This window comes from Nocardioides szechwanensis, assembly GCF_900103935.1.
In the GTDB taxonomy this organism is placed as follows: Bacteria; Actinomycetota; Actinomycetes; order Propionibacteriales; family Nocardioidaceae; genus Nocardioides; species Nocardioides szechwanensis.
In genome coordinates this window covers 552,379-575,273 of the sequence record NZ_FNIC01000002.1, presented here as the reverse complement: position 1 = coordinate 575,273, position 22,895 = coordinate 552,379, and the positions used below count along the sequence as shown (strand labels likewise).

The window sequence follows — 22,895 nt, the reverse complement described above, 5'->3', positions numbered from 1 at the left end:
GAGATGGTCGAACGACGGACCGATGCGATTGACAACTTAAAGAGCGTTACTCCCCAAGAGGTGGTTGTTGCCGTCCGAACTTTCTTCGGCAACAATTGCCGCGACGGCCCCATCCGTCGCGTCGCGAGTCTCGGTTGCCCCTCAGGAAGGAACCCCTTGTCGCAGTCGCGGAAGGCGGGCACGTCCGCCGGTCGACGTGGTCGGCCGCTCCACCTGCCCGAGGACTCCTCCAACCTCTCCGGGTCCTCCATCCGCCCCGAGTCCCGGATCGCGTGGCTGCTCGTCACCAGCCGGATCCTGGGTGCCGACCCCGACTCCGCCAGGCGCGAGTCCTTCATTTCGCGCCTTTCTGAGCGTGAAATCACCGTCGACGCCCCTCGGCTGTCGCGTTGGGAGTCCGGCGCGTTGCACGTCCCGCCGCGGGCGATCACTGCCTATGAAGAGGTGCTCGGGCGCACCCCCGGCTCCCTGACCGCGACCGTCAGCGGCCTGCGTCGGGCCTTCGGTACGCCGGCGGCGACCCGCGACCGAGGGGGCGTCGGAGCGGTGCCCGACGCCGAGCTCGACGAGCTCCTCGGGGTCGTCTCCGGGGGGTCCGCGACGGGTGCTGAGTGGCTCGCGGCGAGCACTGCCCTTCAGTACTACGACCACGTCTTTCTGCGCAACGACGACTGGAACCGCATCTGCACCGACCTGGTCCAGGAGCTCGCCACGGCGACCGGCGTCGGCTACGTCCGCCGCTTCGAGGCCGCCGTCGGCCTGCTCAACCACCCCAGCGCCAAGCGCCACGTCTCGATGGCGCTGGGCAACTTCGTCATGGACCCCGACACCCAGGTGGTCGCCCCCGTGCTCAACCTGCTCGCCGAGGTCTCCGACCAGGCCGCCAGCGACCTGGTGCTGCGGCTCCTCAACTCGCCGGCCAAGCACCTGCACCGGGCCGCCTCCTCCGTCGCGGCCGCGAAGATCGCGCGCGGACACTTCGAGGGGCGCGCGCTGCCGGCGCTCGAGGAGCACGTGGAGCGGCGGCTGGCCCGAGGAGTCAGCTTCGACGGCGACCTGGACCCGCTCGACCTGGCAGTCGAGCTGCCCGAGCCGTCCTGGACCAACGTGGAGAGTCGGCTCAGGGACCCCGGGGTCCAGGCGCTCGTGGCTCGCTCCCGCGGCACCCACGAGCTGATCGCCCCGCGCAAGGCAGCCCAGCTCGCATCACGGCTGGCGGTCGCCGTACAGGAGTCGACACCCTCCCACCACCCGGTCGAGTCGGACATGATGCTGCACCGCCTGGTGCGCGAGTCGCTGGTCCACACCCACAAGGCGCGCCGCCACCACGCCGCACTGATGCTCGCGGCCAGCCCCTACGCGCCGGCGGTGGCCAGCCACTGCCACGAGCTCACGTCCCACCCCGACGACTTCATCGCCGCGCGCGCGTGGACCGTCCTGATGCGGGTCCGCTCGACGAAGGCCCAGTCGCAGGCGCTGCGGTCGTCGGTCCTCGAGACCCGTGACGCCCACCGCCCCCGGGCGCTGATCAACGTCGGGCTCAACCACGTGCCGCCCACCCCGACCCAGGCGCGCACCATGTCCGAGGGGCTCACCCGGTCGCGGCCCTCGGAGCAGCACGCCACCCTGTTCGCGCTCGGCATGCACGGCTCACCCGAGCTCGCCACGCTGACCGACCATCCCGACGACGACGTACGCCGCCGGGCGGCCTGGTGGCTGCTCCAGGGCGGGGGCACGCGCGACCCCGACGTGGTCGAGGTCGACTAGGCCTCAGGAGCAGGGCGCGGCAGCAGCGCGAGCTGGCGGCTCTGGGCGACGAGACGTCCCGCGGAGTCCCACACCTCGCAGTCCTCCTCGAACATGCCGCCGGCCACGTTGTGGCTCTGGTGGCGCACGCGCAGCCAGCCGGGTGCGGGCTTGGCTCGCACGTGCGCGGTCAGCTCGAGGGTCGGCGCCCAGCCCGGCTTGGCCAGGTTGAAGGTGACCGGCGGCAGGGCGTCGACGACGAGGAGCAGCGAGATCGGGTCGGGCTCGCGGTCGTCCTCCAGCTTGAACCAGGCGCTCATCACGGCCTCCCCCGTCGGCTGCCCCACCGCCCAGCCCACGTGGTCGGGGTGGAAGCGCATGTCGAAGCGGTCCATGAGGGGCGCGATCCTGCGCACCTCGGGTGGCGCCATCGTGTTGGGGACACACTGCTCTATAGGGGGCAGCTCGAAAGGCTGCGCCGTCGTACGCACGTCGCCTGCGTTGCGGTCGAGGTCGCCGAAGGTCGCCAGCACCGTGATCCGGGTGTCGTCGCCCTGGCGCAGGTCGGCCGCGACGGTGGCGGTGCTGCCACCCGACCGTCGTACGTCGACCTCGACAGTCGCGGCTCCCGGGGCGGACGCGCCGAGGAAGTAGGCGCTGACCACCAGGGGGTCCGGCTTGCCGGGCAGGGCCGCGCGCATGGCGTTGCCCATGAGCGAGAGCAGGTAGCCGCCGTTGAGGCCGCCGCCGACCACCCAGCCCGCGTCGAGCTCGGCGGCGTAGCGGCCGTCCCCATCGGGGGTCACCGCTGTGGTCTTGTCGAACACCGAAGGCATGGTGCCGAGCCTAGGACGCGGTCCATCCGCCACGATTGGCCCCATGGGTGTCTACGACGACGGCGACGAGCCCGACCCGCGCTTCACGTTGGCCAACGAGCGCACGTTCCTCGCGTGGGTGCGCACGACCCTGGCGATGCTCGCCGGTGCCGTGGCGCTGCACTCGCTGGAGTTCCCCACCACCGACTGGCTGCGCAGCACCCTGGTCGTGGGGCTCGCGCTGTTCGGCGGGCTCATGAGCGCGCTGGCCTTCTGGCGCTGGGCGCGGATCGAGCGCGCGATGCGGCACCGCGAGCCGCTCCCCCACTTCGGGCTCGGTCTCGTGGTGACGGTCGTGCTGGTCGCGATCTCCGTGCTGCTCGCGGTCGCACTGGTCGCCTGACCCGTGAGCCGCCGAGTCGGCGCTTGTGCACGCTCCCAGATCGCCGAGTCGGCGCTTGTGCACTCACCTCACGCCGACTCGGCGTCGTACAGCCGTGTACAAGCGCCGACTCGCGGAAGGGGGCAGGGTCAGCGGGCGACGGTGACGGTCACGACTGTGCCGGGCTCGACGACGGTGCCCGGGGTGGGTGACACACCGAGCACGAAGCCCGCGCCACCGCGGTGGCGCTCGGTGACGACCTCAGCGGTCAGGCCGGCCTCCTCGAGCGTCCGGACGTAGTTCTCCCCGGCCTTGCGCTGCTCACCCCCGTAGTTGGCCTCCGAGATGCCCGGGACGGCCACCAGGGCGTCGAGGATCGCTACCCGGGTCAGCACCTCGTCGGCGGCCTCCTGGGACACCGAGGACGAGGCCGCGAACATCACGTCGCGCTCCGGTAGGTAGATGCTGGCGCGGTAGACCTTCGGCTCGGCGTCGACGGGCGCCTGGTCCGTTGACCGGAGCGCCGCCTCGCCGTCGACCTCGATCGGGGTCCAGCTAGAGACCTCCTCCATGTTGTTCTTCGCTCGGATCTCGACGCTGGTGACGCCTGCGGGGTAGAGCGCCATGCACAGCGGAACGACGCCCTGGTCGACGACCACCGTGTCGGTCGCCGGCGTCCCACAGTTGGTGGCGTTCAGCGGCCACGACTTCGGGACCGCGACGACGGCCTGGCCCATGCCGACCCACCGGAAGCCGGGGGGCGGCACGTCGCCGGCCGCCGGGTCCGTCGGCGAGTCGGAGGCGATCGGCGCGTCGTCCCGACCGGAGCCGGAGCCGTCCGGCCAGACGGCGACCGCGCCGACGGTGACGACGACCGCGGCGGCCGCGGCCAGCGCGACGCCGTACGAACGACGGCGCCGGGCGGCGACGCGGTGCATCTCGGCGAGAGGCGGCGGTCCGACGAGCACGTCGGCGGCGCGGGCCTCGAGGAGGTCGGTCAGGTTGTCGTCGAACATGCGTGTCCCTCGTGGTCGGCGAGGTCCGGATCGGCGGCCAGCGTCGACAAGGCGCGCGAGAGACGGCTCTTGACCGTCCCGGGCGCGACGTCGAGGGCGACAGCCATCTGGACCTCGGTGAGGTTGGCGTAGTAGCGCAGCACCACGGCGGTCCGCTGGTCGGCGGACAGCTTGGCGAGCGCCCGGTCGACAGCGTCGCGGGCGATGACGTCGCGAGTGCCGTCGGGGGTGACGACCTCGGGCAGGTGCTCGGTGGGCTGCTCTCCGCGCCACCGGCGGCGGCGGGTGTCGGTGAAGGTGTTGACGAGGACGCGGTAGACGTAGGCGTCGCGGTCGTCGGCGCGCTGGACGCGCGACCAGCTGACCAGGCAGCGGGTCAGGGCCGTCTGGGTGACGTCCTCGGCCTCGTGGCTGCCGCAGCCGAGGAGTACGGCGGCGCGCACCAGCCGCGGCCAGCGTGCGGCCACGAACTCGTCGAACTCCGGGTCCGCTCGGCTCACCTGGTCTCCTCGTCCTTGTCCCCTACTCCTGCGACGGGTCGGGTGCGGGGTGGGGTTCCCGCCACTATGGTCTGCGTCCATGCAGTCCCTCAGCGACCTCTGGCAGGCGATGCCCGAGGCCCTGCACGACCCGGTGGCCCTGGCGGTCCCGTTCTTCCTGCTGTTCGTCGGGCTCGAGGGCCTGGCGGCCTACCTCCTGGAGGACGAGCGGCCCCCGGAGCGGCGGCGGTCGAGCGATGGCCGGGCGCTGCCGGTGCCCGGAGGCTACGAGCGACGAGACGCCGTCACCAGCATGTCCATGGGCGTGGTGTCGGTGGTGACCATGACGCTGTGGAAGTCGGCGGCGCTCGTGCTCTACGCCGTCCTGTTCGCCTACGTCGCGCCCTGGCAGCTGCCGGTCGACGCGTGGTGGACCTGGGCGATCGCGATCGTCGGCGTGGACTTCTTCTTCTACTGGGCGCACCGCGTGGCCCACCGGGTGCGCCTCGTCTGGGCGACCCACCAGGCGCACCACTCGAGCGAGTACTTCAACTTCGCGACCGCGCTGCGGCAGAAGTGGAACAACTCCGCCGAGATCGTCGCGTGGCTGCCGCTGCCCCTGCTCGGGGTGCCGCCGGCCCTGGTGTTCTTCGGGTTCTCGGTCAGCCTGGTCTACCAGTTCTTCGTGCACACCGAGCGCGTCGACCGGCTGTGGCGGCCGGTGGAGCTCGTGCTCAACACCCCGTCACACCACCGCGTGCACCACGGCACCGACCCGGAGTACCTCGACCGCAACTACGGCGGGATCCTGATCATCTGGGACCGGATCTTCGGTTCGTTCCAGCCCGAGCTGCACCGACCGACGTACGGGCTCACGACGCCGGTGGGCACCTATCACCTGGTGCGGCTGCAGACCCATGAGTACGCCGCGATCGTGCGCGACGTGCGGCGGACGCCGCGGCTGCGGGACAAGCTGGGTTACGTCTTCGGCCCTCCGGGCTGGCGCCCGGAGGTGCGGGAGACGGTTGCTGCTCTGTAGGGGCTGTGGTCAGGCGGCGCGGCGCTTGAGCGGGAGCAGGTGCGTCTTGCCCTCGCGCTCGGCGACCATCCACGTGGCCTCGGTGTCGTAGCCGAACGCGAGCTCGTCGACCAGGTCCTGGTCGCCCGTGGCCACGGCGGCGTTGATGGCGGCGACGTACCTCGCGTGAAGCGCGTTGAGGTCGTCGATCAGTCGGGGTGCTGTGTTGTTCACACTTCTATTAACCACCCGCGGACCCTGTTTCCTTCCATCAACCGGGCACATGTGACCAACATCAAAGACAAACGGAGACGGCCGTCACTCCGGTCCGCACGGGACGGCCGCTCGGATCCGGCGCGCGGCGTGGGATCGTGCGCTGTGGGCATTCATGCGGCGTACCGGGCGACCGGCGCCACCCTTCCGTACGGCGACCTCCTGGCGGCGCACGGCGTCGCGATGGAGGGCTACTTCTGGCGGGTGACCGACCCGGCGACCGGCCGGGTGGTGATCGCGCTGATCGGCGTCAACCGAGACTCCGAGGGCGCCCACTGGTCGACGCTCGGTCTGGCCGGGCACCCGGGCGGCTTCCTCGCGGTCGACGCCCACCCCGAGGGCTTCGCGGACCCGGGCCGGCTGACGGTGAGCGCCGGCGGTGCCTTCGTCGCCGACGAGCGACGCGTCCGGGTCGACCTCGGGCCCCGCGCCAAGCTCGAGCTCACCATCGCGGACGCGCAGCCGTGGCCGCGGCGGCGCCTCGGCGGGTCGAGTGGCTTCCAGGCCGTGCCCGGACTCAACCAGTACTGGCACCCCTGGCTCCTCGGCGGCCGCGCGACCGGCCGCGCGACTCTCGGCGACGAGGTGTGGGACTTCGCGGACGCCGAGGTCTACGGCGAGAAGAACTGGGGCCGTGAGGGTTTCCCGGACTCGTGGTGGTGGGGCCAGGCCCAGGGCTTCGGCGACGGCGCCTGTGTCGCGTTCGCCGGCGGCGAGGTCACGGCCGGCCCGCTGCGCACCGAGGTGACCGCTCTCGTCGTGCGGCTGCCCGACGGAGAGCTCGTGCGGCTCGGCAACCCGGTCACGTCGCCCGTGCGGGCCCAGGTCACCGACCACGACTGGGTCATGCGCGGCCGCGGCGGGGGCTGGAAGGTCGAGGTCCACGGGCACGCTCCTCTCTCCGACGCCCATGTCCTGCCCGTGCCGCTGCCCAGCGAGCGGCGCAACATCCCGGGCGCGATCGAGCACCTGGGCGCCACCATGACGGTCACCGTCCGGCGCGGCAGCCGCGTGGTGTGGCGGGGCAGCTCCACCTCCGCGGCGCTCGAGCACGGCGGCCTCGAGCGGGCCGCCGCCGAGCTGCGGCGACGCGGCGTACCGCACGACGAGGCGAGCGGCCCGCACGACGTCACCGGCTGACCGGCCTCGTTCAGCTCACATCCCACTGAGCGGGAGAAGGCACGTGCGAGGACCGCCAGGGCTACGGTCCGGATGTGACGCTGGCGATCGGGGCACTTGGGGCGTTCCTCGCCAACGCCGTCGGCGGTCTCGTCGGCTTCGCCAGCTCGCTGCTGTTGCTGCCGGTCCTGCTCCTGCTCGACGTGCCGCTGTGGGACGCCGTCTCGCTCAACCTGGTGCTGGCGATCCTCACCCGGCTGCCGTCGGTGATCGTCCTGCGGTCGCATGTCGACGTCCGGCGGACGGGGACCCTCCTGGCCGGTTCCCTCCCCGGCATCGGGGTGGGCGTGCTGGTCGGTGGCCTGGTGCCCGAGAAGGCCCTGGAGGTGGCGGCCGGGACCCTCGTCCTGCTGAGCGGCCTCTACCTGCTGCGGGCCCGCCGATCGGGACTCGCTACCCCGGGCGTCAGCACCACCGCAACCCTGCTCGCCGGCGCGTCCAGCGGACTGCTCGGCGTCACCACCAGCCTCAACGGCGTCCCACCCGCCGTGCTGCTCTCCCGGTCCGGCGCATCAGTGCGGACGCGGCTGGCCGACCTCAGCGTCTTCTTCGCCGTCGGGAACTGCTTCACGCTCCTCGCCATCGCAGCCACCCACGGGCTCTCGACCAGGCAGGACTCGTCCGTGCTCGCGGCCTGGCTGCTGGCGGGCATGCTCGGCAACGCGTTCGGGCTGCGGCTCGCCCACTCGCTCGACGAACGGCGCTTCGAGCTCCTGACCATCGTCCTGGTGCTGCTCAGCGGCATCGGCGCGCTCGTGGGGACCGCGCGCTGACCGGAGTCTCCTCTGACGAGCAGGCTCAGACGGAGAGGACCGTCACCGAGAGCGTCACGCCGCGACGGGGCTTGTAGGTGACGGTGTCGCCGACCGACGTACCCACGATCGCGCGACCGAGCGGGCTCGACGGCGTGACCACGTCGACGCCGGCGGTGGCGGACTCGACCGAGCCGATCAGGTAGCGCTCCGGTCCGTCACCGAGGTCCAGGGTGACCACGTCGCCGACGGACAGGACGCCGTCGGTGTGCTGGCGGCGGCCGCTCTCCTCGATCTCCTTCTCGATCGCGGCGATCCGCTCGTCGAGGACCTGGAGGCGGATCGTGGCCTCCACGTTGGTCGCCCGGTCGGCGGCGTCACCGGTCGCCACGATCAGGCTGTCCTCGCGGGCCAGGTCGCGTTCGGCGCGGAGGGTGGCGAGGCGGCCGTTGAGGATCTCGGTGCTGGCAGGGGCGGTGGTGACGGTCATGGCTGGCTCTTTCGGCGAAGGTGGTCCCGAGGATCGCTCGGGTGCTGCGTCAACCACCGGGAGTCCCGGCCTATGCCCGCTCCGGCGAAGTTCACCGGCAGTTCGCCCTGGGGCGCCCTCACGCGTGGCTGTGACTCAGACGTTGAAGCGGAACGAATCCGGCCATGTTCAGTGCTGGCCGACATTCGGCGAATGTAGCGCTGACCTGCGCAAACGCTTCGCGGTGGTCATCAGCGGCGAGGTCGGTTTGCGTCCTGGTGAGGGCAGATTGAGGGCAGGCGGGCAACGTCAGGCGACGATGCTCGGGAGCAGGGTGAGCGCCTCGACGTGATTCGGGCGCACGATGCGGAAGTGACGGTGGTCGAGCGTCGCGATCTCGTCGATCCCGAGCCTCTCGGCAAGGGCGATCACCGAGGCGTCGGTCGTGCCCAGTGGCAGGTCGTCGTAGCGGCGCACCAGCTCAGCCATGCGGGCGAAGTCCGCAGTCGTCAGGTTGACGACCTCGAAGTCTCCGTCGACGAGCGCGTCGAGGAACTTCGCCTCGACCTCGGTGCTCACCCACTCGGCCAGCATGTAGCCGACCTCCGCGACGACGGTCTGCGGGACGAGCAAGCGACGCCCTGCCAACCGCAGTCCACTGAACAACTCCGTGCAGGCGTAGTGATCAGCGTCGTTGCTGGCCGCGGCCGCGATCAGTGGACCCGAGTCGCAGAGGATCACGAGCGTCGACGACCGAAGCCTTCGGCGAGGTACTCATCCACATTCCGCGCAATGTTGGTCCGGCCGTCCTTCGTAACACCGGCTCCGAAGAAAGTTGGTGGCCAGTCCCCCCGCGGCCTCTCCGAAGCCAAGCGACGCACGTCCGCGAGCACGACCTCGACCTGATCGTCGGGCAAGCCCTCGATCAGGTGGAGCAGCTCGTCGCGGTTCGCGGTCATGCCGAGAAGTCTAGGCGACTCGTCCGACGATCGGCGGGAGCCGAAGTGAGGGCACTGTGAGGGCACTGTGAGGGCAGATCGTGCCTAAACAGGCGCTGCCCTGCACGTTTACACGTTGAAGCGGAACTCCACGACGTCGCCGTCGGCCATGACGTAGTCCTTGCCCTCCATGCGGACCTTGCCGGCCTCCTTGGCCTTCTGCATGGAGCCGGCGGCCATCAGGTCGTCGAAGGACACGATCTCGGCCTTGATGAAGCCGCGCTGGAAGTCGGTGTGGATGACGCCGGCGGCCTCGGGCGCCGTAGCGCCCTTGGGGATGGTCCAGGCGCGCGTCTCCTTGGGCCCGGCCGTGAGGTAGGTCTGGAGGCCGAGGGTGTCGAAGCCGACGCGGGCGAGTACGTCGAGCCCGGGCTCGTCGACGCCCATCTCGGCCAGCATCGCGCGGGCCTCGTCGTCGTCGCCGAGCTCGACCAGCTCGGACTCGAACTTCGCGTCGAGGAAGATCGCCTCGGCGGGCGCGATCAGCGCGCGCATCTCGTCCTTGAGCGTCTCGTCGGAGAGCTCGTCGGCGTCGCAGTTGAAGACGTAGATGAAGGGCTTGGCGGTGAGCAGCGACAGCTCCCGCACCAGGCTGCGGTCGATCGAGGTGGCGATGATCGGCGTACCGCCCTCGAGAAGCGCGAGCGCCTCCTTGGCGGCGTCGAGGTTGGCGGCGACCGCCTTGTTGCCGCGGGCCTCCTTCTCCAGCCGCGGGATCGCCTTCTCCAGCGTCTGCAGGTCCGCCAGGATCAGCTCGGTCTGGATCGTGGAGATGTCGCTCGACGGGTTGACCTCACCGTCGACGTGGGTGACGTCGGCGTCGCGGAAGACGCGGGTCACCTGGCAGATCGCGGCCGCCTCACGGATGTGAGAGAGGAACTTGTTGCCCAGCCCCTCACCCTCGGACGCGCCCTTGACGATGCCGGCGATGTCGACGAACTCGACCGTCGCGGGCAGGAGCTTGGCGCTCCCGAACACCTCCGCGAGCTGCGGCAGCCGGTCGTCGGGCACCGCCACGACACCGACGTTGGGCTCGATGGTCGCGAACGGGTAGTTGGCCGCGAGGACGTCGTTCTTGGTCAGCGCGTTGAAGAGGGTCGACTTGCCCGCGTTGGGGAGTCCGACGATGCCGATGGTGAGTGCCACGGCGGGCGAGTCTACGGGCGGGGGGACCCCGCCACGAATCCTCAGATGACGCGCTTGCCCCGGCGCATCCGGCGGCGCATGTCGCGCAGGATCAGGTGGGCGTGCAGCTGCCGCAGCCGGCGCGGGACCAGGCGGTAGACGGGCGGGAAGACCTTCCAGAACAGGTCGTAGACGACCTGGTCGCGTCGCGACCACGGCAGCGCCAGGATCTCGCGCGTGTGGGGGTCGAGGTTGCCGCGGGTCATCAGGCTCTGGAGCGGTACGGCGGCGCGCATCAGCAGCGGAGCCCCGTCGGTCGACAGCAGCTGCTTGACGTAGCACTGGACCGCGGGGTCGGGCTCGAGGCGACCGAGCGACTCCTCCCAGTAGGTCTCGAACTCGGCGCGCGTCTGCGGCCACATCTCCGGCGTCACCTGGAGCGCGGTGCCGAAGATCCAGGCCTCGCGGTAGCAGCGCTCACGCGTCGCGGGGTCCATCGGCCCGAAGACCTTCTCGTAGAGGGTCTCGCCGTTGCGGGCCAGGGTGGCGGCCACCCACAGCTGGAGGTCGGGGTCGAAGGCCGTGTAGCGACCGGGAGAGCGGACCGTGGCGTGCATCCGGTTGACCAGGCGGGCGACGTCCTTCTTCTCCTGCTCGGAGCCGAGGACCATCACGAAGACGTACGTCAGGGTCGTGCGCAGCCGGTCGATCGGGCGGCGCAGCGTGGTGGAGTGCTCGGCGACACCGAGACCGACCCCCTTCATGGCGAGCTGGTACATCACCGTGGAGCCGGCGCCCAGCATCAGCATCTGCTCGGCGACGAACTCGTCGAGACCGAAGGCGCCCTCCGCCGCGGACGACGCGTCGGACGGGACCGGGTTCTCGTGACGAAGAGCTACCATGTGCAACAATGTGGCAGATAATGTTGCACTGATGCAAGTGCTGACCTGGAGGCGCGATGTCCGACGAGGCCCTGCTCGACGCGGCCGTGGAGCAGTTCGTGCTGACCGGCGTACGTCGCACCAGTGCCGACGACATCGCGCGGCGGGCCGGGGTCAACCGAGCCACGCTCTACCGACGCCTGGGCACCAAGGACCAGATCGTGGCGCGCGCCGTCCTCCAGGAGACCGCCCGGGTGCTGACCCGGATCGAGACCGCCATCGGCGAGGTCCCGCCGCCGGGCACGGACGGGTTCGACCCGGTCGACTACGTGCTGACCTTCTTCTCCGTCACCGTCGACGAGGTCCGGGGCAACGACCTGCTCCAGCAGCTGATGCTCAAGGACCGCGAGGACACCCTGGTCGGGCTGACCGCGCGCGCCGGCGACGCACTCACACTCTCCGCCGGCCTGGTCGCCGACCGGATCCGGTCGCTGCGCGCCCACGTGGGCAACGAGCGCAGCGGCGACGTCGACGCCATCGCGGTGACCCTGGGCCGGCTGACGCAGTCGCTGCTGCTCACGCCAGACGCCCCTCCCCGCCTCGACACCCGCGCCCGCCGTCGCGCCTACGTCGAGGCCGTCGTCGTACCGCTGGTGCTGGGCCGCCTACCCTGACCGCGTGCGCCTGGCCACCTGGAACGTCAACTCCCTCCGCTCCCGCATCGACCGCGTCGAGAAGCTCCTCGAGCGCCACGAGATCGACGTACTGGCGCTCCAGGAGACCAAGGCCCGCGTCGACCAGCTGCCGCTGATGGGTCTGGAGTCCATGGGCTACGAGGTCGCGTCGGCCGGCTTCAGCCAGTGGAACGGTGTCGCGATCATCAGCCGCGTCGGGATCGAGGACGTCGAGGTCGGCTTCGAGGGCATGCCCGAGTGGGGCGAGCCCCAGGCTGCCGAGGCCCGCGCGATCGGCGCGACGTGCGGCGGCGTACGCGTGTGGTCGCTCTACGTGCCCAACGGCCGCAAGGTCGACGACCCTCACTTCGTCTACAAGCTCGACTGGCTGACCCGGCTGCGGGCCGCCGCGCAGGGCTGGCGCGACCAGCCGACCGCCCTGGTCGGCGACTGGAACATCGCCCCCCAGGACGACGACGTCTTCGACATCTCGCAGTTCCGTACGTCGACGCACGTGACCCCTCCGGAGCGGGCGGCGTTCCAGGGCTTCCTCGACGACGGGTACGCCGACGTCGTGCGGCCGCACGCGCCGGGACCGGGCGTCTACACCTACTGGGACTACTACCGGCAGCGCTTCGAGCGCAACCGGGGCATGCGCATCGACTTCGTGCTGGGCTCGCCGTCGTTCGCGGAGCGGGTGACCGGCGCCTTCATCGACACCGAGGAGCGCGCCGGCCAGGGCGCCTCCGACCACGCGCCGGTGGTCGTCGACCTCAGCTGACTGCCGGGGAGTGACTGTCGGTGGTCGCGTCCATGCTGGCCACATGGAACCCACCACGCTGCTTGCGCTGCTGCTCTTCCTGGCCGTCGGCGCCGGGCTCGGCTACCTCGCCGGCCTGGTCCGCGGGCGGCACACCACGCCCCAGTCCGAGCGGGTCGGCGCGGCGCTCGACCAGCGCGCGGCCGACCAGGCCGTGGTCCGCGAGGGGCTCGAGCGGCTCCAGGACCAGATGCGCGACCTCGAGCACAACCGGGTGGCCTGGCAGAGCCAGCTGCACCAGCAGGTGGTCGACATGCGCCACTCGACCGACACCCTGCGCCGCGAGACCCAGTCGCTCTCGACCGCGCTGCGCAAGCCCCAGGTGCGTGGCCGTTGGGGCGAGCTCCACCTGCGGCGCGCGGTCGAGCTCGCCGGCCTGGTCGACCGCTGCGACTTCTCCGAGCAGGTGCGGCTCGACGACGGTGCCCGCCGCCCCGACCTGGTGGTCCACCTGGTCGGCGGCCGGCAGCTCGTCGTCGACGCCAAGGTGCCGCTCGACGCCTACCTCGACGCCACCTCCTGCGACGACGACGACGCGCGCGAGGCCCACCTCGCGCGGCACGCGCGCCAGCTCCGCACCCACGTCGACGGCCTGGCCGGCAAGGCCTACTGGCGGTCGCTCGAGGAGAGCCCGGAGTTCGTGGTGCTTTTCATGCCCGCCGAGTCGTTCCTCGCGGCCGCCCTCGAGGCCGACGGCGAGCTGATCGACTACGCCGCCTCGCGGCAGGTTGTCCTGGCCACGCCCACCACGCTGATCGCCCTGCTGCGCACGGTCGCCCACGGCTGGAGCCACGAGGCGCTGGCCGACCAGGCGCGCGAGATCCACCGGCTCGGGCGCGACCTCCACACCCGCCTCGGCACGCTCGTCACGCACGTCGACCAGCTCGGCCGCTCCCTCAACGCGGCCGTCGGTCACTACAACCAGGCCGTGGGGTCCCTCGAGTCGCGGGTGCTCGTCGCGGCCCGGCGGTTCACCGATCTGTCGGTCACCGACGACGAGCTGCCCACTCCTCGCGCCGTCGAGCTCCACGCGGTCGCGCGGCGCGCCGCCCCGGAGACACCGGAGCGGGACCATACGGTGGCCCTGTGACACACGCCCGGACGATCTGGGAGGAAGGCCGCGAGCCCGGCCGCGAGCTGGTGGCGCTCGCCAGCGCCGCCGCCCTGACCGCCGTGGTGATCGACCTCCTCGTGGGCGGCCACGTCTCCTTCTTCTTCGACCTGTGCTTCGTGCTGCTCTGCGTCGGCCTGGCCCTGGCCGTCCGGCCGACCGACTTCTTCACCGTCGGGGTGCTGCCGCCGCTGCTCATGGTCGGCGTCTTCGTGCTGATCGGGATCAGCCGGCCGACCGTCCTCGGCAACGCCGGCGACGGCACCCTCCAGGCCGTCATCACCGGTCTGTCCGAGCACAGCATCGCGCTGGTCACCGGCTACCTGCTCTGCCTGGCGGTGCTCTACGTCCGCCAGCGGGTGCTGCCCGCCACCGACCTCGACGGCATCACGCAGGTCCTGCCGGAGGCCGACCTCGCCGAGGCCGACGAGATGTCCCGCAGGCTCAGCTGAACCGGTCGGGGTCCCCCGCGCCACGGCGTACGACCTCGGGCACGCCTGAGGACCAGTCGACGACCGTAGTCGGCTCCGCCGGGGTGTCACCGGCCTCGATCACCAGGTCCACCTCGTGGTCGAGCTCCTCCTTGATCTCCCAGCCCATCGTGCGGGGCTCGGTCTCGCCGGGGAGGATCAGCGTGCTCGTGAGCAGCGGCTCGCCGAGGGTCTCGAGCAGGGCCTGGACCACGACGTGGTCGGGGATCCGCACCCCCACCGTGCGCTTCTTGGGGTGCATCAGGCGCCGTGGCACCTCGGGCATCGCCGGCAGGATGAAGGTGTAGGGCCCCGGGGTCGCCGCCCGGATCGCGCGGAACGCCGAGTTGTCGACGTGGACCATCTGCCCGAGCTGCGAGAAGTCCTTGCACACGAGCGTGAAGTGGTGGCGGTCGTCGAGGCCGCGGATGCGCAGGATCCGGTCGCGGCCGTCACGGTTGCCGACCCGCGAGCCGAGCGCGTAGCCGGAGTCGGTGGGATAGGCGATCAAGGCGTCGTCCCGCAACGCGTCGGCCACCATGTTCAGCAGCCGCGGCTGGGGGTTGACCGGATGAATGTCGACGTACCTCGCCACTGCCAGCTCCTCTCGAGCGCCACCCGGGGGACGCGGGTCGCCCCGGTCCGGTCACTCCTGGCGTGCCACGATACGGACTTGACCGAGGACGACGAGAGCGAAGGCCATGTCTGACCAGCAGCACTCCCCGAGCCCGACCGAGGCTGTCGAGGTGACGCGCGCCAAGATCGCCTACGTGCTCCCCGTCTACAACGAGGGAGACAACATCGCGGTCTTCCACGGCGCCCTGATCGCGGCGACCCTGCCGCGCGCGGACGTCGACTTCGAGTTCGTCTACGTCGACGACGGCAGCCGGGACGCCTCGCTGGAGAAGCTCCTCGAGCTGCGGCAGGCCGACAGCCGGGTCACGGTGCTGAGCTTCTCGCGCAACTACGGGCACCAGATCGCGGTCACCGCGGGCCTCGACGCCGCCACCGACGCCGACGCCGTGATCATCATGGACACCGATCTCCAGGACCCGCCGAGCGTCAGCATCGAGATGATCTCGATGTGGGAGGACGGCGTCGACGTCGTCTACGCCCAACGGCGCAGCCGCCAGGACTCGCTGTTCAAGCGCGCGACGGCGTACCTCTTCTACTGGGTCCTCGACCGGCTCGCCTCCATCGAGATCCCTCGCAACGTCGGCGACTTCCGCCTCATGGACCGCAAGGTCGCCCTCGAGGTGGCGCGCTACCGCGAGCACGGCCGGTTCCTGCGCGGCATCGTCTCCCACGTCGGCTTCCGGCAGGAGGCGCTGCTGTTCGACCGCGACCCGCGCCACGCCGGTGAGACCGGCTACCCGTTGCGCAAGATGATCGCGTTCGCGGCCAACGGCATCCTCGGCTTCTCGACCGCGCCGCTGCGCTGGATCTCGAGGCTCGGCTTCTTCATCTCCGCCGTGAGCATCCTGCTCGCCGTCTACGTGCTCTGGGTGCGGCTGTTCATGCCGCAGCAGGCCGTGCCCGGGTGGGCGTTCCTCGGGGTCGGCATGTTCCTGCTCAGCGGACTCCAGCTGATCATGATGGGCGTTATCGGCAGCTACCTCGGCCGGGTCTACGTCGAGACGCAGGACCGGCCGCTCTACTCGCTGGCGCTCAGCGCGCGCGGTGAGCGGGTCGGTGTGACCGCGTCCCGCCGCGACCCGCGCATCCGCTCGATTTAACTTCACGTCCCCGCATTGCCGGGACAGGTGGGGAGCGCAGGCCCTACAGTTCCATGCGGGGAGGACTGTGGGGGGCTCCTTTCTGGCAGCGCGATCCTGGGGGGGACCGGATGCAAACGATCGTGTCGACGACTGCTGCTCTCTTCGCCGCAGTCATCCTGCTCATGACTCCCACCGCTCCGGCTGCCGCCGACGAGCTGGCGCTGCCTCAGTCGCTCACGACCCAGAGCTCGCAGCCCAATGTCACCCGTCTGGTCGTGCCCGACGGGGTCACGCCCAGTGCGCTCCGCGGGCTGCTGAACGTGGAGAACGCCGAAGGTGGGCAGGTCCGGATCTCGGTCCACGGGCGCCTGGTGCGAGCCGTGCCGGCCCGGCCCAGCCAGTGGGTGACGATCCCCGTCTCGGCCCGCGACCTGGAGGCGGACGGGGCCATCTCGGTGGGTCTGGAGTACGACGCACCGACCGCTGACCGCTGCGTCGCCGGCAGTGCACCGGCGCTCACCCGCCTGAGCCACCTCCGGCTCGCCTTCACCGGTAGCGAGTCCGCCCCCACGTCCGTCGCCGCCTTCCTTCCCGCCACGGCATCACGCGTCGACGTGGTGGTACCGGACTCCGCGGACGACTTCCTGGTCGAGGCCGGGCTCACCGCGGTGGTCGCGCTCAGTCAGAAGTACCCGGCCGGGGTGCCGGTCACCCTGTCCCCCGCGGGCGAGCCGGTTCCGCGTGTGGGGGCCGGGCAGCGAGTGGTCCGCTTCGTGCCGGGGGGCGGAGGGCCCATCACGTCGACCGTCGGGGTCGAACGCGGGATCCCCACCCTCACCATCAAGGGCTCCGGACCAGCCGTGGTCGACGCCGCGCGCGCGCTGCGAGCCGACGCGCTGGCCATCGCTGACGCCGAGACCGCCGAGGGCATGTCCCTGCGCGTGGCCGACTCCGACCTCGACACCCGGTCGTCACTCGCAGACCTCGGAGCCGAGCGGCTCCGCCTGTCGGGGTGGGGACAGACGGACGTGTACGTCGGCATCCCCCAGGACGAGTTCGGAGGTCCGATCGACTCGCTCGAGATCGACCTCGTGGGGACGCACACCGCCGTCCAGGGGATCAACGCCCAGGTCGACGTGTTCCTCAACGACGTGCTCGTCGGGTCGACCCTCTTGGATGACGAGGCCCAGTTCCACCTGCCGATCACGGTCGACTCGGTCCTGTTGCGTGCCGACAACGGTCTCCAGGTCGTGCTGCAGGCATTCCCGCAAGACGGCCGTTGCGGCGATGCCGCCACGCATGCTCCCCCCCTGCTCGACATCGACGGGACCCGCTCGGTGATCACGGCCGAGCGCGGCGCCGGCCGCCTCACAGGCTTCGAGCTCTATCCCCAGGTCTTCGGCGGCGACGTCCCGGTGGCCCTACGCAACACCTCGGCGAGAACGCTGGGCGACGCGGTTGCCGCGGCCTCGCTGCTCTCCGCGCTGCAACGTGCAGCCACACACCCGCTGACGGTCAGGCTGGTCAGCCCTGACGACCTGATCAACGGGAACCAGTCCGGACTGCTGGTAGGGGCGTCGTACGCCGACTCCGCCGCGATCGGGGCACCCCTGCGGCTCGCGGAGATCCAGCTGATCGACATGGCCGAGGAGACCTTCCAGATCGGCACCGCTCGCCCGTTCGCGGCGTTGGAGTCCGTCTCCAACGACAGTCGGCACATCCTGATGCTCGGGGGATGGACCCCGGACACCGAGACCTCCGAGAGGGACCTCGAGTCCGAGGTCGTGGCCAGCGTCACGGACTCCGGATGGCGTGCGCTGCGTGAGGACCTGCTGATCGCCACGCCGGACCAGGAGCCGTTCAACCTCTCGACCGACTCGGTGCTGCCACAGGCCGACCGGGTCGACGAGCAACGGTCGAAGGTGTGGTGGTTGATCGGCGGAGCCGCGCTCGTCGGTGCTGTGCTGCTCCTCCAGATGGCGCTCGCGAGCCGGCGTCAACGCGCCGTCCGCGATCTCGTCCGCGCCCAGGAGTGTCTCGGCGGCCCAGGAGAGCGTGAGTGACGCCGTGGTCGATCTGCGCCCGGCACCCGCACCCGCACCCGTAGTCGTCCCTGCCTCCGCGCCCGCAGCCGGGAAGCGCCGGGTAGCCGGGAGCGTCCCGGTCTTCGTCCTCACCTGCGCGATCGGGACCCTCGCGTCGATCTACACCGTGCGCAACGGGACCAACCTCGACTACGGCGACGCCATGGCGCACCTGACCATCGCGCGTCGCGTGATCGACAACAAGGCCCCGGGGTTGGCCCAGCTCGGGACCGTCTGGCTGCCGCTGCCCCACCTGCTCCTGATGCCGTTGGTGCAGAACATGTGGCTCTTCCGGACCGGGGTCGCCGGGTGCATCGTGGGCACCCTGTGCCTCGGCGCCTCGGCGACCGCGATGTGGCGGATCACGGCACGCCTCGGCCTCGGCCTCGGCGGACGGGTCGTGAGCCTGCTCCTGCTGGTCGCCAACCCCAGCCTGCTGTACGTGTTCACGACCGCCCTCACCGAGCCCGTCCTCATCGCCGCGATGCTGTGCACGATCGCCGGGGTCGCCGGATGGGTGCACAGCTCCCGACAGCTGAGCGGTGGTGAGCTGGCCGTCTTCGCGGGCCTGCCGGCCGCGGCCGGCGTACTCACGCGGTACGAGGCGTGGCCCCTGGTGCTCAGCACCATGGTCGTCGTCATCGCAGCCAGTCGGCGTCGCGGGCACTCGTGGCGGCGGGTGGCCGGCTATGCCGCGGCGTTCGCGGCTCCCGGCGTGGCCGCGGCGGCGTGGTGGTTGGCCTACAACATGGCCACGTACGGCAGTCCTTTCGAGTTCCTGAGCGGCCAGTACTCCGCGGCCGCGTTCACCCAAGTCTTCATCGACAAGGGCCAGCTGACCACCAAGGGCAACCTGGGGCTGTCGTTCGCCGTCCTCAGCTGGGCACTCATGGAGACAGCTGGCCTGGTGGCACTAGTGGCGGCCGGGGTCGGCCTGCTGCTGATGACGTGGCACTGGGGACTCGACAACCGCTCACTCATCGTCTGGACGGCAGCCACCTCGACCGCGTTCCTGCTCTTCAGCCTCACGACCGGGCAGCACATCATGGTCAACGACAAGTCACTGCCGACCGGGGCCTACAACAATCGCTACGTCCTCTCGGCCATCCCCTGGCTCGCCCTGCTCGCTGGCGTCGGCGTCCATCTGCTGGTCCGGCATCTGTCCCGGCTCTGGCTGCCGCTGGTCCTCGCCTGCACGATCGCCGTCACCGCGCAGAACCTGTGGTGGACCGAGAGACCGGGCGAACGGATGACGGTCATAGAGGAGGCCCAGGACCAACACGTGGCCTACCAACGTGTGAAGACCGCCGGGGAGTGGCTGAGGACCCACTACGACGGGGGCGGGATCCTCATGGACCAGACGCCAGACAAGTCGTCGATAGCACCGATCCTCGGGCTGCGGATCGACGAGTTCTTCACCCGAGCGTCCGGCGACGTGTTCGAGGAAGCTATCGCCGACCCCTACAGCCACGCCCGCTGGGTGTTCATGCATCGCGAGCAGGTCACCGACAGTGCGACGGAGACCGGCGTCGATCTCGTCACTGAGGCGCTGATGCCCGATCCGCAGTTCCATGCGCGCTTCCGGCTCGTCTACGCAATCGCGGATCTCGGGATCTACCGGCGGATCGGACCAGTCGGATGACCATCGTGAACGACGACCCCAGCGTCGACCTGGTCCTCGAGCCACCGGACGCAGCGCTGATGGCACGGATGAGCTACCGCGTGGCGATGCGCGAGGGGTGGATCCCCTGGAGGCGGAACGGCGACACCCTCGTCATCGCCACGGCCGTACCGCCGACCCAGCAGGCGGCGAGAGTGGCCGCCGAGCTCTTCGGGGCCGGGCCGATCGAGTTCCGGACCACGAGCCCAGCGGCGTTGCGCAACTCGTTCGAGCTCGCCCACCGCGACCAGCTGCTCTTCGAGTCCGCGGACCGGCTGGCCACAGAACGCCCGCTCGCCTCGGCTCGCTCGGGGCTCAGCGCGTGGCAACGACGCCTGCCACTCGCGGCGGTGGCGATGCTGGCAGCCGGTTTCGCCTGGGACCCCCTGGACGCACTGGTCACGCTCCTGGTGATCGCGAACCTGCTGTTCCTGACCAACATCGCGTTCAAGATCATCGCTTCCTTCCTGGTGCCCACCCGCAACCTGCTGCGGTCGAGGCGTGACCTGGCGGAGGTGCGCGAGCGCCTCCGTCGTGGTCTTCCTGCTGTGTGGGAGCCGTTCTCGGACGACTCCGACCTCCCGGCGTACACCGTGCTGGTGCCGGCCTACAAGGAGGCCAACGTCGTCGCCAAGCTCGTGACCAACCTCGGCGCCATCGACTACCCCTCCTCGAAGCTCGACGTCATGCTCCTGCTCGAGGCGGACGACCAGGAGACCATCGACGTAGCGCGCAGCATGGCGCTGCCCGACCACATGCGGGTGGTGATCGTGCCCCCCGGGACCCCGCAGACCAAGCCCCGCGCCTGCAACTACGGGCTCGCCTTCGCGCGGGGCAAGTACGCCGTCATCTTCGACGCCGAGGACCGCCCGGACCCACAGCAGCTGCGCACCGCCGTCGAGGCGTTCGAGCGAGACCGCTTCGAGCGCGAGACCGGCACCAGCGCACGGCCTCCACTCGCGATCGTCCAGGCGTCCTTGCACTACTTCAACGCTGACTACAACGTCCTCACGAGGATGTTCGCCATCGAGTACGCCCACTGGTTCGAGGCCATGCTGCCCGGCATGGACACCGCACGACTCCCGCTGCCGCTGGGCGGCACGTCCAACCACTTCGACGTCAGTCTCCTGCGGGACATGGGCGGGTGGGACCCCTACAACGTCACCGAGGACGCCGACGCCGGGCTACGAGCCAGCCTCATGGGCTACAGGGTGGCCGTCATTCCCTCCTCCACAGGCGAGGAGGCGTGTGCTCACATCGGGGCCTGGATCAAGCAACGGACCCGCTGGATCAAGGGCTACATGATCACCGCGGCGGTCAACACCCGGCGGCCGGCCCGGTTCGCCCGCGCCGTCGGCGTCCGAGGGGTGATCGGCATGGCCGGCCTGATCATCGCCACTCCGCTGGCGTTCCTCGCTTACCCCTTGGCACTCAGCCTGACCATCGCGACGTACATCGGCGTCCAGTTCATCGGGCTGACCTTGCCGCCAGCCCTCGTCCAGGTCAGCGTCGCGACGTTCGTGGTCGGCAACCTCGTCATGATCGTCTCCGCCGGGCTGGCCGCCACCTGGCGCTACAACTGGCGCATCGGAATCTTCGCGATCTTCAGCCCCGTCTACTGGCTCCTCCACAGCATCGCGGCCTGGCGGGCTCTCTACCAGGTAATCTGGGACCCCCATCGATGGGAGAAGACACCACACGGACTCACCGAGGACTACGAGTCCGAGGCGCATGTCTGAGGCGGTGACCGGTTACCCTCGGCGCACCATGACCGAGCCTGACACCGTCCCCCGACGACACGTCGTGCTCGGGCGGTTCGCGGTCGTCGGGGTGGCCAACACGGTCATCGACATCGTGCTGTTCATGGTGCTCCACGACCGGATCGGCATCATCGGCGCCAACTTCGTCTCCACCAGCGCGGGCATGACGTTCAGCTTCGTGGTCAACGGGCTGTTCACGTTCCGCGCCGACCGCCTGACGCTGCGCCACGCCGTACTCTTCCTCGCCACGACCGGCCTGACCATGTGGCTGGTGCAGCCACTGGTGATCCACGGCCTGTTGCGGCTGCTCGACTGCCTCGCTGACGGCGACCTGCTGGTGCTGGTCGTGAAAGTGCTCGCGATCGGGGTCAGCTTCGTGCTGAACTTCGCGGCCTACCGGTGGGTGGTGTGGCCCACGATGGGCGCCACCGCCGACGAGGCGGTCAGCTCCGACCCGCGGCCTTGAGGTCGCGGCGCAGCTCCTTGGGCAGCGAGAAGATCAGCGACTCCTCGGCGCTGTGGACCGCCTTGGCGTCGGGGTAGCCGCGCTCGGCGAGGTAGGCGAGCACGCCGTCGACCAGGGCCTCCGGGACGCTCGCACCCGAGGTGACGCTGACGGTGCGGACGCCGTCGAGCCACGACTCGTCGATCTCGGAGGCGTCGTCGACGCGGTAGGACGCCTTGGCGCCGGCCTCGAGGGCGACCTCGACCAGGCGTACGGAGTTGGAGGAGTTGCCGGAGCCGACCACGATCAGGAGGTCGGCGCCCTCGGCGATCTCCTTCACCGCGAGCTGGCGGTTCTGGGTGGCGTAGCAGATGTCGTCGCTGGGCGGGTCCAGCAGCAGCGGGAAGCGCTCCCGGATGGCCGCGACCGTCGTCAGCGTCTCGTCGACCGAGAGCGTGGTCTGTGACAGCCACGCGACCCGCGCCGGGTCGCGTACGACGATGCCGGCGACGTCCTCGGGACCCTGCACGAGCTGGATGTGGTCGGGGGCCTCGCCCGCCGTACCTTCGACCTCCTCGTGGCCCGCGTGGCCGATCAGGAGGATGTCGTAGTCGTCGTCGGCGAACCGCCTGGCCTCGTGGTGGACCTTGGTCACCAGCGGGCAGGTCGCGTCGATGGTCTTGAGCTCGCGCTCCTCGGCCTGGCGGTGGACCTCCGGAGAGACGCCGTGGGCGGAGAAGACGACGGTCTCGCCGGCCGGCACCTCGTCGAGCTCCTCGACGAAGATCGCGCCGCGCGACTCGAGGTCGGCCACGACGTGCTTGTTGTGGACGATCTGCTTGCGCACGTAGACCGGCGCGCCGTAGAGGTCCAGCGCCTTCTCGACCGTCACCACCGCCCGGTCGACCCCCGCGCAGTAGCCACGCGGGGCCGCCAGCAGGACGGCCTTGTCGGCCTCCTCGGGCGAGAGCAGGCGCGGCGTGCCGAGGTCGGTCGTCATGCTCCCCAGTCTACGGGCGG

At 70.5% G+C, this 22,895-nt stretch carries 25 protein-coding genes; 14 read left to right on the top strand and 11 right to left on the bottom strand.

Annotation, left to right across the window (positions count from 1 at the left end; translation table 11 throughout):
* Nucleotides 1-156: 156 nt before the first annotated feature.
* Nucleotides 157-1,767 (top strand): hypothetical protein, encoded by a 1,611-nt coding sequence (locus tag BLR90_RS07995; RefSeq protein ID WP_091024264.1) that lies wholly within the window; start codon nucleotides 157-159, stop codon nucleotides 1,765-1,767.
* Here the strand turns inward: BLR90_RS07995 and BLR90_RS07990 are convergent.
* Complete coding sequence (locus BLR90_RS07990; RefSeq protein WP_091024261.1) at nucleotides 1,764-2,582, bottom strand: thioesterase family protein; 819 nt, start codon at nucleotides 2,580-2,582, stop codon at nucleotides 1,764-1,766. The two genes, BLR90_RS07995 and BLR90_RS07990, sit on opposite strands and share 4 nt — an antisense overlap.
* A 43-nt stretch (nucleotides 2,583-2,625) precedes the next feature.
* On the opposite strand from BLR90_RS07990, the gene BLR90_RS07985 reads away from it, so the two are divergent.
* Complete coding sequence (locus tag BLR90_RS07985) at nucleotides 2,626-2,964, top strand: YidH family protein (RefSeq protein WP_091024259.1); 339 nt, start codon at nucleotides 2,626-2,628, stop codon at nucleotides 2,962-2,964.
* Nucleotides 2,965-3,092: 128 nt separating this feature from the next.
* Here the strand turns inward: BLR90_RS07985 and BLR90_RS07980 are convergent, their stop codons facing one another.
* Both BLR90_RS07980 and BLR90_RS07975 read right to left on the bottom strand, forming a co-directional pair.
* Nucleotides 3,093-3,959: a PASTA domain-containing protein gene (locus BLR90_RS07980; protein WP_091024258.1), complete on the bottom strand. Its 867-nt coding sequence runs from the start codon at nucleotides 3,957-3,959 to the stop codon at nucleotides 3,093-3,095.
* The gene (locus BLR90_RS07975) at nucleotides 3,941-4,459 is read right to left on the bottom strand and encodes a SigE family RNA polymerase sigma factor (protein WP_245715207.1); all 519 of its coding nucleotides are present in this window, start codon (nucleotides 4,457-4,459) and stop codon (nucleotides 3,941-3,943) included. The genes BLR90_RS07980 and BLR90_RS07975 overlap by 19 nt, the downstream gene beginning before the upstream one ends.
* A 79-nt stretch (nucleotides 4,460-4,538) precedes the next feature.
* On the opposite strand from BLR90_RS07975, the gene BLR90_RS07970 reads away from it, so the two are divergent.
* Entirely contained in the window at nucleotides 4,539-5,477 is a 939-nt protein-coding gene (locus tag BLR90_RS07970; protein WP_091024254.1) for a sterol desaturase family protein, read from the top strand.
* A 9-nt stretch (nucleotides 5,478-5,486) separates the two neighbouring features.
* On the opposite strand, the gene BLR90_RS07965 is transcribed toward BLR90_RS07970, so the two are convergent.
* A complete protein-coding gene (locus tag BLR90_RS07965; RefSeq protein ID WP_091024252.1) occupies nucleotides 5,487-5,690 on the bottom strand; it encodes a hypothetical protein in 204 nt (67 codons plus the stop codon).
* A gap of 144 nt (nucleotides 5,691-5,834) precedes the next feature.
* On the opposite strand from BLR90_RS07965, the gene BLR90_RS07960 reads away from it, so the two are divergent.
* The gene (locus BLR90_RS07960) at nucleotides 5,835-6,869 is read left to right on the top strand and encodes a tocopherol cyclase family protein (RefSeq protein WP_218029424.1); all 1,035 of its coding nucleotides are present in this window, start codon (nucleotides 5,835-5,837) and stop codon (nucleotides 6,867-6,869) included.
* A 74-nt stretch (nucleotides 6,870-6,943) separates the two neighbouring features.
* Nucleotides 6,944-7,681 (top strand): sulfite exporter TauE/SafE family protein, encoded by a 738-nt coding sequence (locus tag BLR90_RS07955; RefSeq protein WP_091024250.1) that lies wholly within the window; start codon nucleotides 6,944-6,946, stop codon nucleotides 7,679-7,681.
* A gap of 25 nt (nucleotides 7,682-7,706) precedes the next feature.
* On the opposite strand, the gene BLR90_RS07950 is transcribed toward BLR90_RS07955, so the two are convergent.
* The 5 genes from BLR90_RS07950 to BLR90_RS07930 all read right to left on the bottom strand — a co-directional run bounded on the left by BLR90_RS07950 (nucleotide 7,707) and on the right by BLR90_RS07930 (nucleotide 11,154).
* Nucleotides 7,707-8,150 carry a GreA/GreB family elongation factor gene (locus BLR90_RS07950; RefSeq protein WP_091024247.1) on the bottom strand — a complete coding sequence of 148 codons (444 nt, stop codon included), beginning with the start codon at nucleotides 8,148-8,150 and terminating at the stop codon, nucleotides 7,707-7,709.
* Nucleotides 8,151-8,438: 288 nt separating this feature from the next.
* Entirely contained in the window at nucleotides 8,439-8,870 is a 432-nt protein-coding gene (locus BLR90_RS07945) for a type II toxin-antitoxin system VapC family toxin (protein WP_091024245.1), read from the bottom strand.
* A complete protein-coding gene (locus tag BLR90_RS07940; protein WP_091024242.1) occupies nucleotides 8,867-9,088 on the bottom strand; it encodes a hypothetical protein in 222 nt (73 codons plus the stop codon). The genes BLR90_RS07945 and BLR90_RS07940 overlap by 4 nt, the downstream gene beginning before the upstream one ends.
* Nucleotides 9,089-9,196: 108 nt before the next feature.
* Nucleotides 9,197-10,273 carry a redox-regulated ATPase YchF gene (ychF, locus tag BLR90_RS07935; RefSeq protein WP_091024240.1) on the bottom strand — a complete coding sequence of 359 codons (1,077 nt, stop codon included), beginning with the start codon at nucleotides 10,271-10,273 and terminating at the stop codon, nucleotides 9,197-9,199.
* Between the two features lie 41 nt (nucleotides 10,274-10,314).
* Complete coding sequence (locus tag BLR90_RS07930) at nucleotides 10,315-11,154, bottom strand: oxygenase MpaB family protein (RefSeq protein ID WP_218029425.1); 840 nt, start codon at nucleotides 11,152-11,154, stop codon at nucleotides 10,315-10,317.
* 56 nt (nucleotides 11,155-11,210) lie between these two features.
* On the opposite strand from BLR90_RS07930, the gene BLR90_RS07925 reads away from it, so the two are divergent.
* From BLR90_RS07925 to BLR90_RS07910, 4 genes are read left to right on the top strand one after another with little or no spacing between them, the layout of a single operon-like run.
* Nucleotides 11,211-11,807, top strand: coding sequence for a TetR/AcrR family transcriptional regulator (locus tag BLR90_RS07925; protein ID WP_091024238.1), 597 nt, complete (start codon nucleotides 11,211-11,213; stop codon nucleotides 11,805-11,807).
* Nucleotides 11,808-11,811: 4 nt separating this feature from the next.
* Nucleotides 11,812-12,588, top strand: a complete 777-nt coding sequence (locus BLR90_RS07920) for an exodeoxyribonuclease III (protein WP_091024236.1) — start codon at nucleotides 11,812-11,814, stop codon at nucleotides 12,586-12,588.
* Between the two features lie 43 nt (nucleotides 12,589-12,631).
* Nucleotides 12,632-13,717, top strand: a complete 1,086-nt coding sequence (locus BLR90_RS07915; RefSeq protein ID WP_091024234.1) for a DNA recombination protein RmuC — start codon at nucleotides 12,632-12,634, stop codon at nucleotides 13,715-13,717.
* The gene (locus BLR90_RS07910) at nucleotides 13,714-14,190 is read left to right on the top strand and encodes a DUF6542 domain-containing protein (RefSeq protein ID WP_174812376.1); all 477 of its coding nucleotides are present in this window, start codon (nucleotides 13,714-13,716) and stop codon (nucleotides 14,188-14,190) included. The genes BLR90_RS07915 and BLR90_RS07910 overlap by 4 nt, the downstream gene beginning before the upstream one ends.
* On the opposite strand, the gene BLR90_RS07905 is transcribed toward BLR90_RS07910, so the two are convergent.
* Complete coding sequence (locus BLR90_RS07905; RefSeq protein WP_091024232.1) at nucleotides 14,183-14,803, bottom strand: L-threonylcarbamoyladenylate synthase; 621 nt, start codon at nucleotides 14,801-14,803, stop codon at nucleotides 14,183-14,185. The genes BLR90_RS07910 and BLR90_RS07905 overlap by 8 nt on opposite strands.
* A gap of 106 nt (nucleotides 14,804-14,909) precedes the next feature.
* Here BLR90_RS07905 and BLR90_RS07900 point away from each other — a divergent pair, with 106 nt between their 5' ends.
* The 5 genes from BLR90_RS07900 (at nucleotide 14,910) to BLR90_RS07880 (ending at nucleotide 21,896) form a co-directional block, all read left to right on the top strand.
* Complete coding sequence (locus tag BLR90_RS07900; RefSeq protein WP_091024231.1) at nucleotides 14,910-15,944, top strand: glycosyltransferase family 2 protein; 1,035 nt, start codon at nucleotides 14,910-14,912, stop codon at nucleotides 15,942-15,944.
* Nucleotides 15,945-16,054: 110 nt separating this feature from the next.
* A complete protein-coding gene (locus tag BLR90_RS07895) occupies nucleotides 16,055-17,989 on the top strand; it encodes a cellulose biosynthesis cyclic di-GMP-binding regulatory protein BcsB (RefSeq protein WP_170254337.1) in 1,935 nt (644 codons plus the stop codon).
* Complete coding sequence (locus BLR90_RS07890; protein WP_091024227.1) at nucleotides 17,982-19,652, top strand: hypothetical protein; 1,671 nt, start codon at nucleotides 17,982-17,984, stop codon at nucleotides 19,650-19,652. The genes BLR90_RS07895 and BLR90_RS07890 overlap by 8 nt, the downstream gene beginning before the upstream one ends.
* Nucleotides 19,649-21,409, top strand: coding sequence for a glycosyltransferase (locus tag BLR90_RS07885; RefSeq protein ID WP_091024225.1), 1,761 nt, complete (start codon nucleotides 19,649-19,651; stop codon nucleotides 21,407-21,409). The genes BLR90_RS07890 and BLR90_RS07885 overlap by 4 nt, the downstream gene beginning before the upstream one ends.
* Before the next feature lie 28 nt (nucleotides 21,410-21,437).
* Entirely contained in the window at nucleotides 21,438-21,896 is a 459-nt protein-coding gene (locus BLR90_RS07880) for a GtrA family protein (RefSeq protein WP_170254338.1), read from the top strand.
* On the opposite strand, the gene BLR90_RS07875 is transcribed toward BLR90_RS07880, so the two are convergent.
* Nucleotides 21,874-22,875 (bottom strand): 4-hydroxy-3-methylbut-2-enyl diphosphate reductase, encoded by a 1,002-nt coding sequence (locus tag BLR90_RS07875; protein ID WP_091024221.1) that lies wholly within the window; start codon nucleotides 22,873-22,875, stop codon nucleotides 21,874-21,876. The genes BLR90_RS07880 and BLR90_RS07875 overlap by 23 nt on opposite strands.
* Nucleotides 22,876-22,895: the final 20 nt, after the last annotated feature.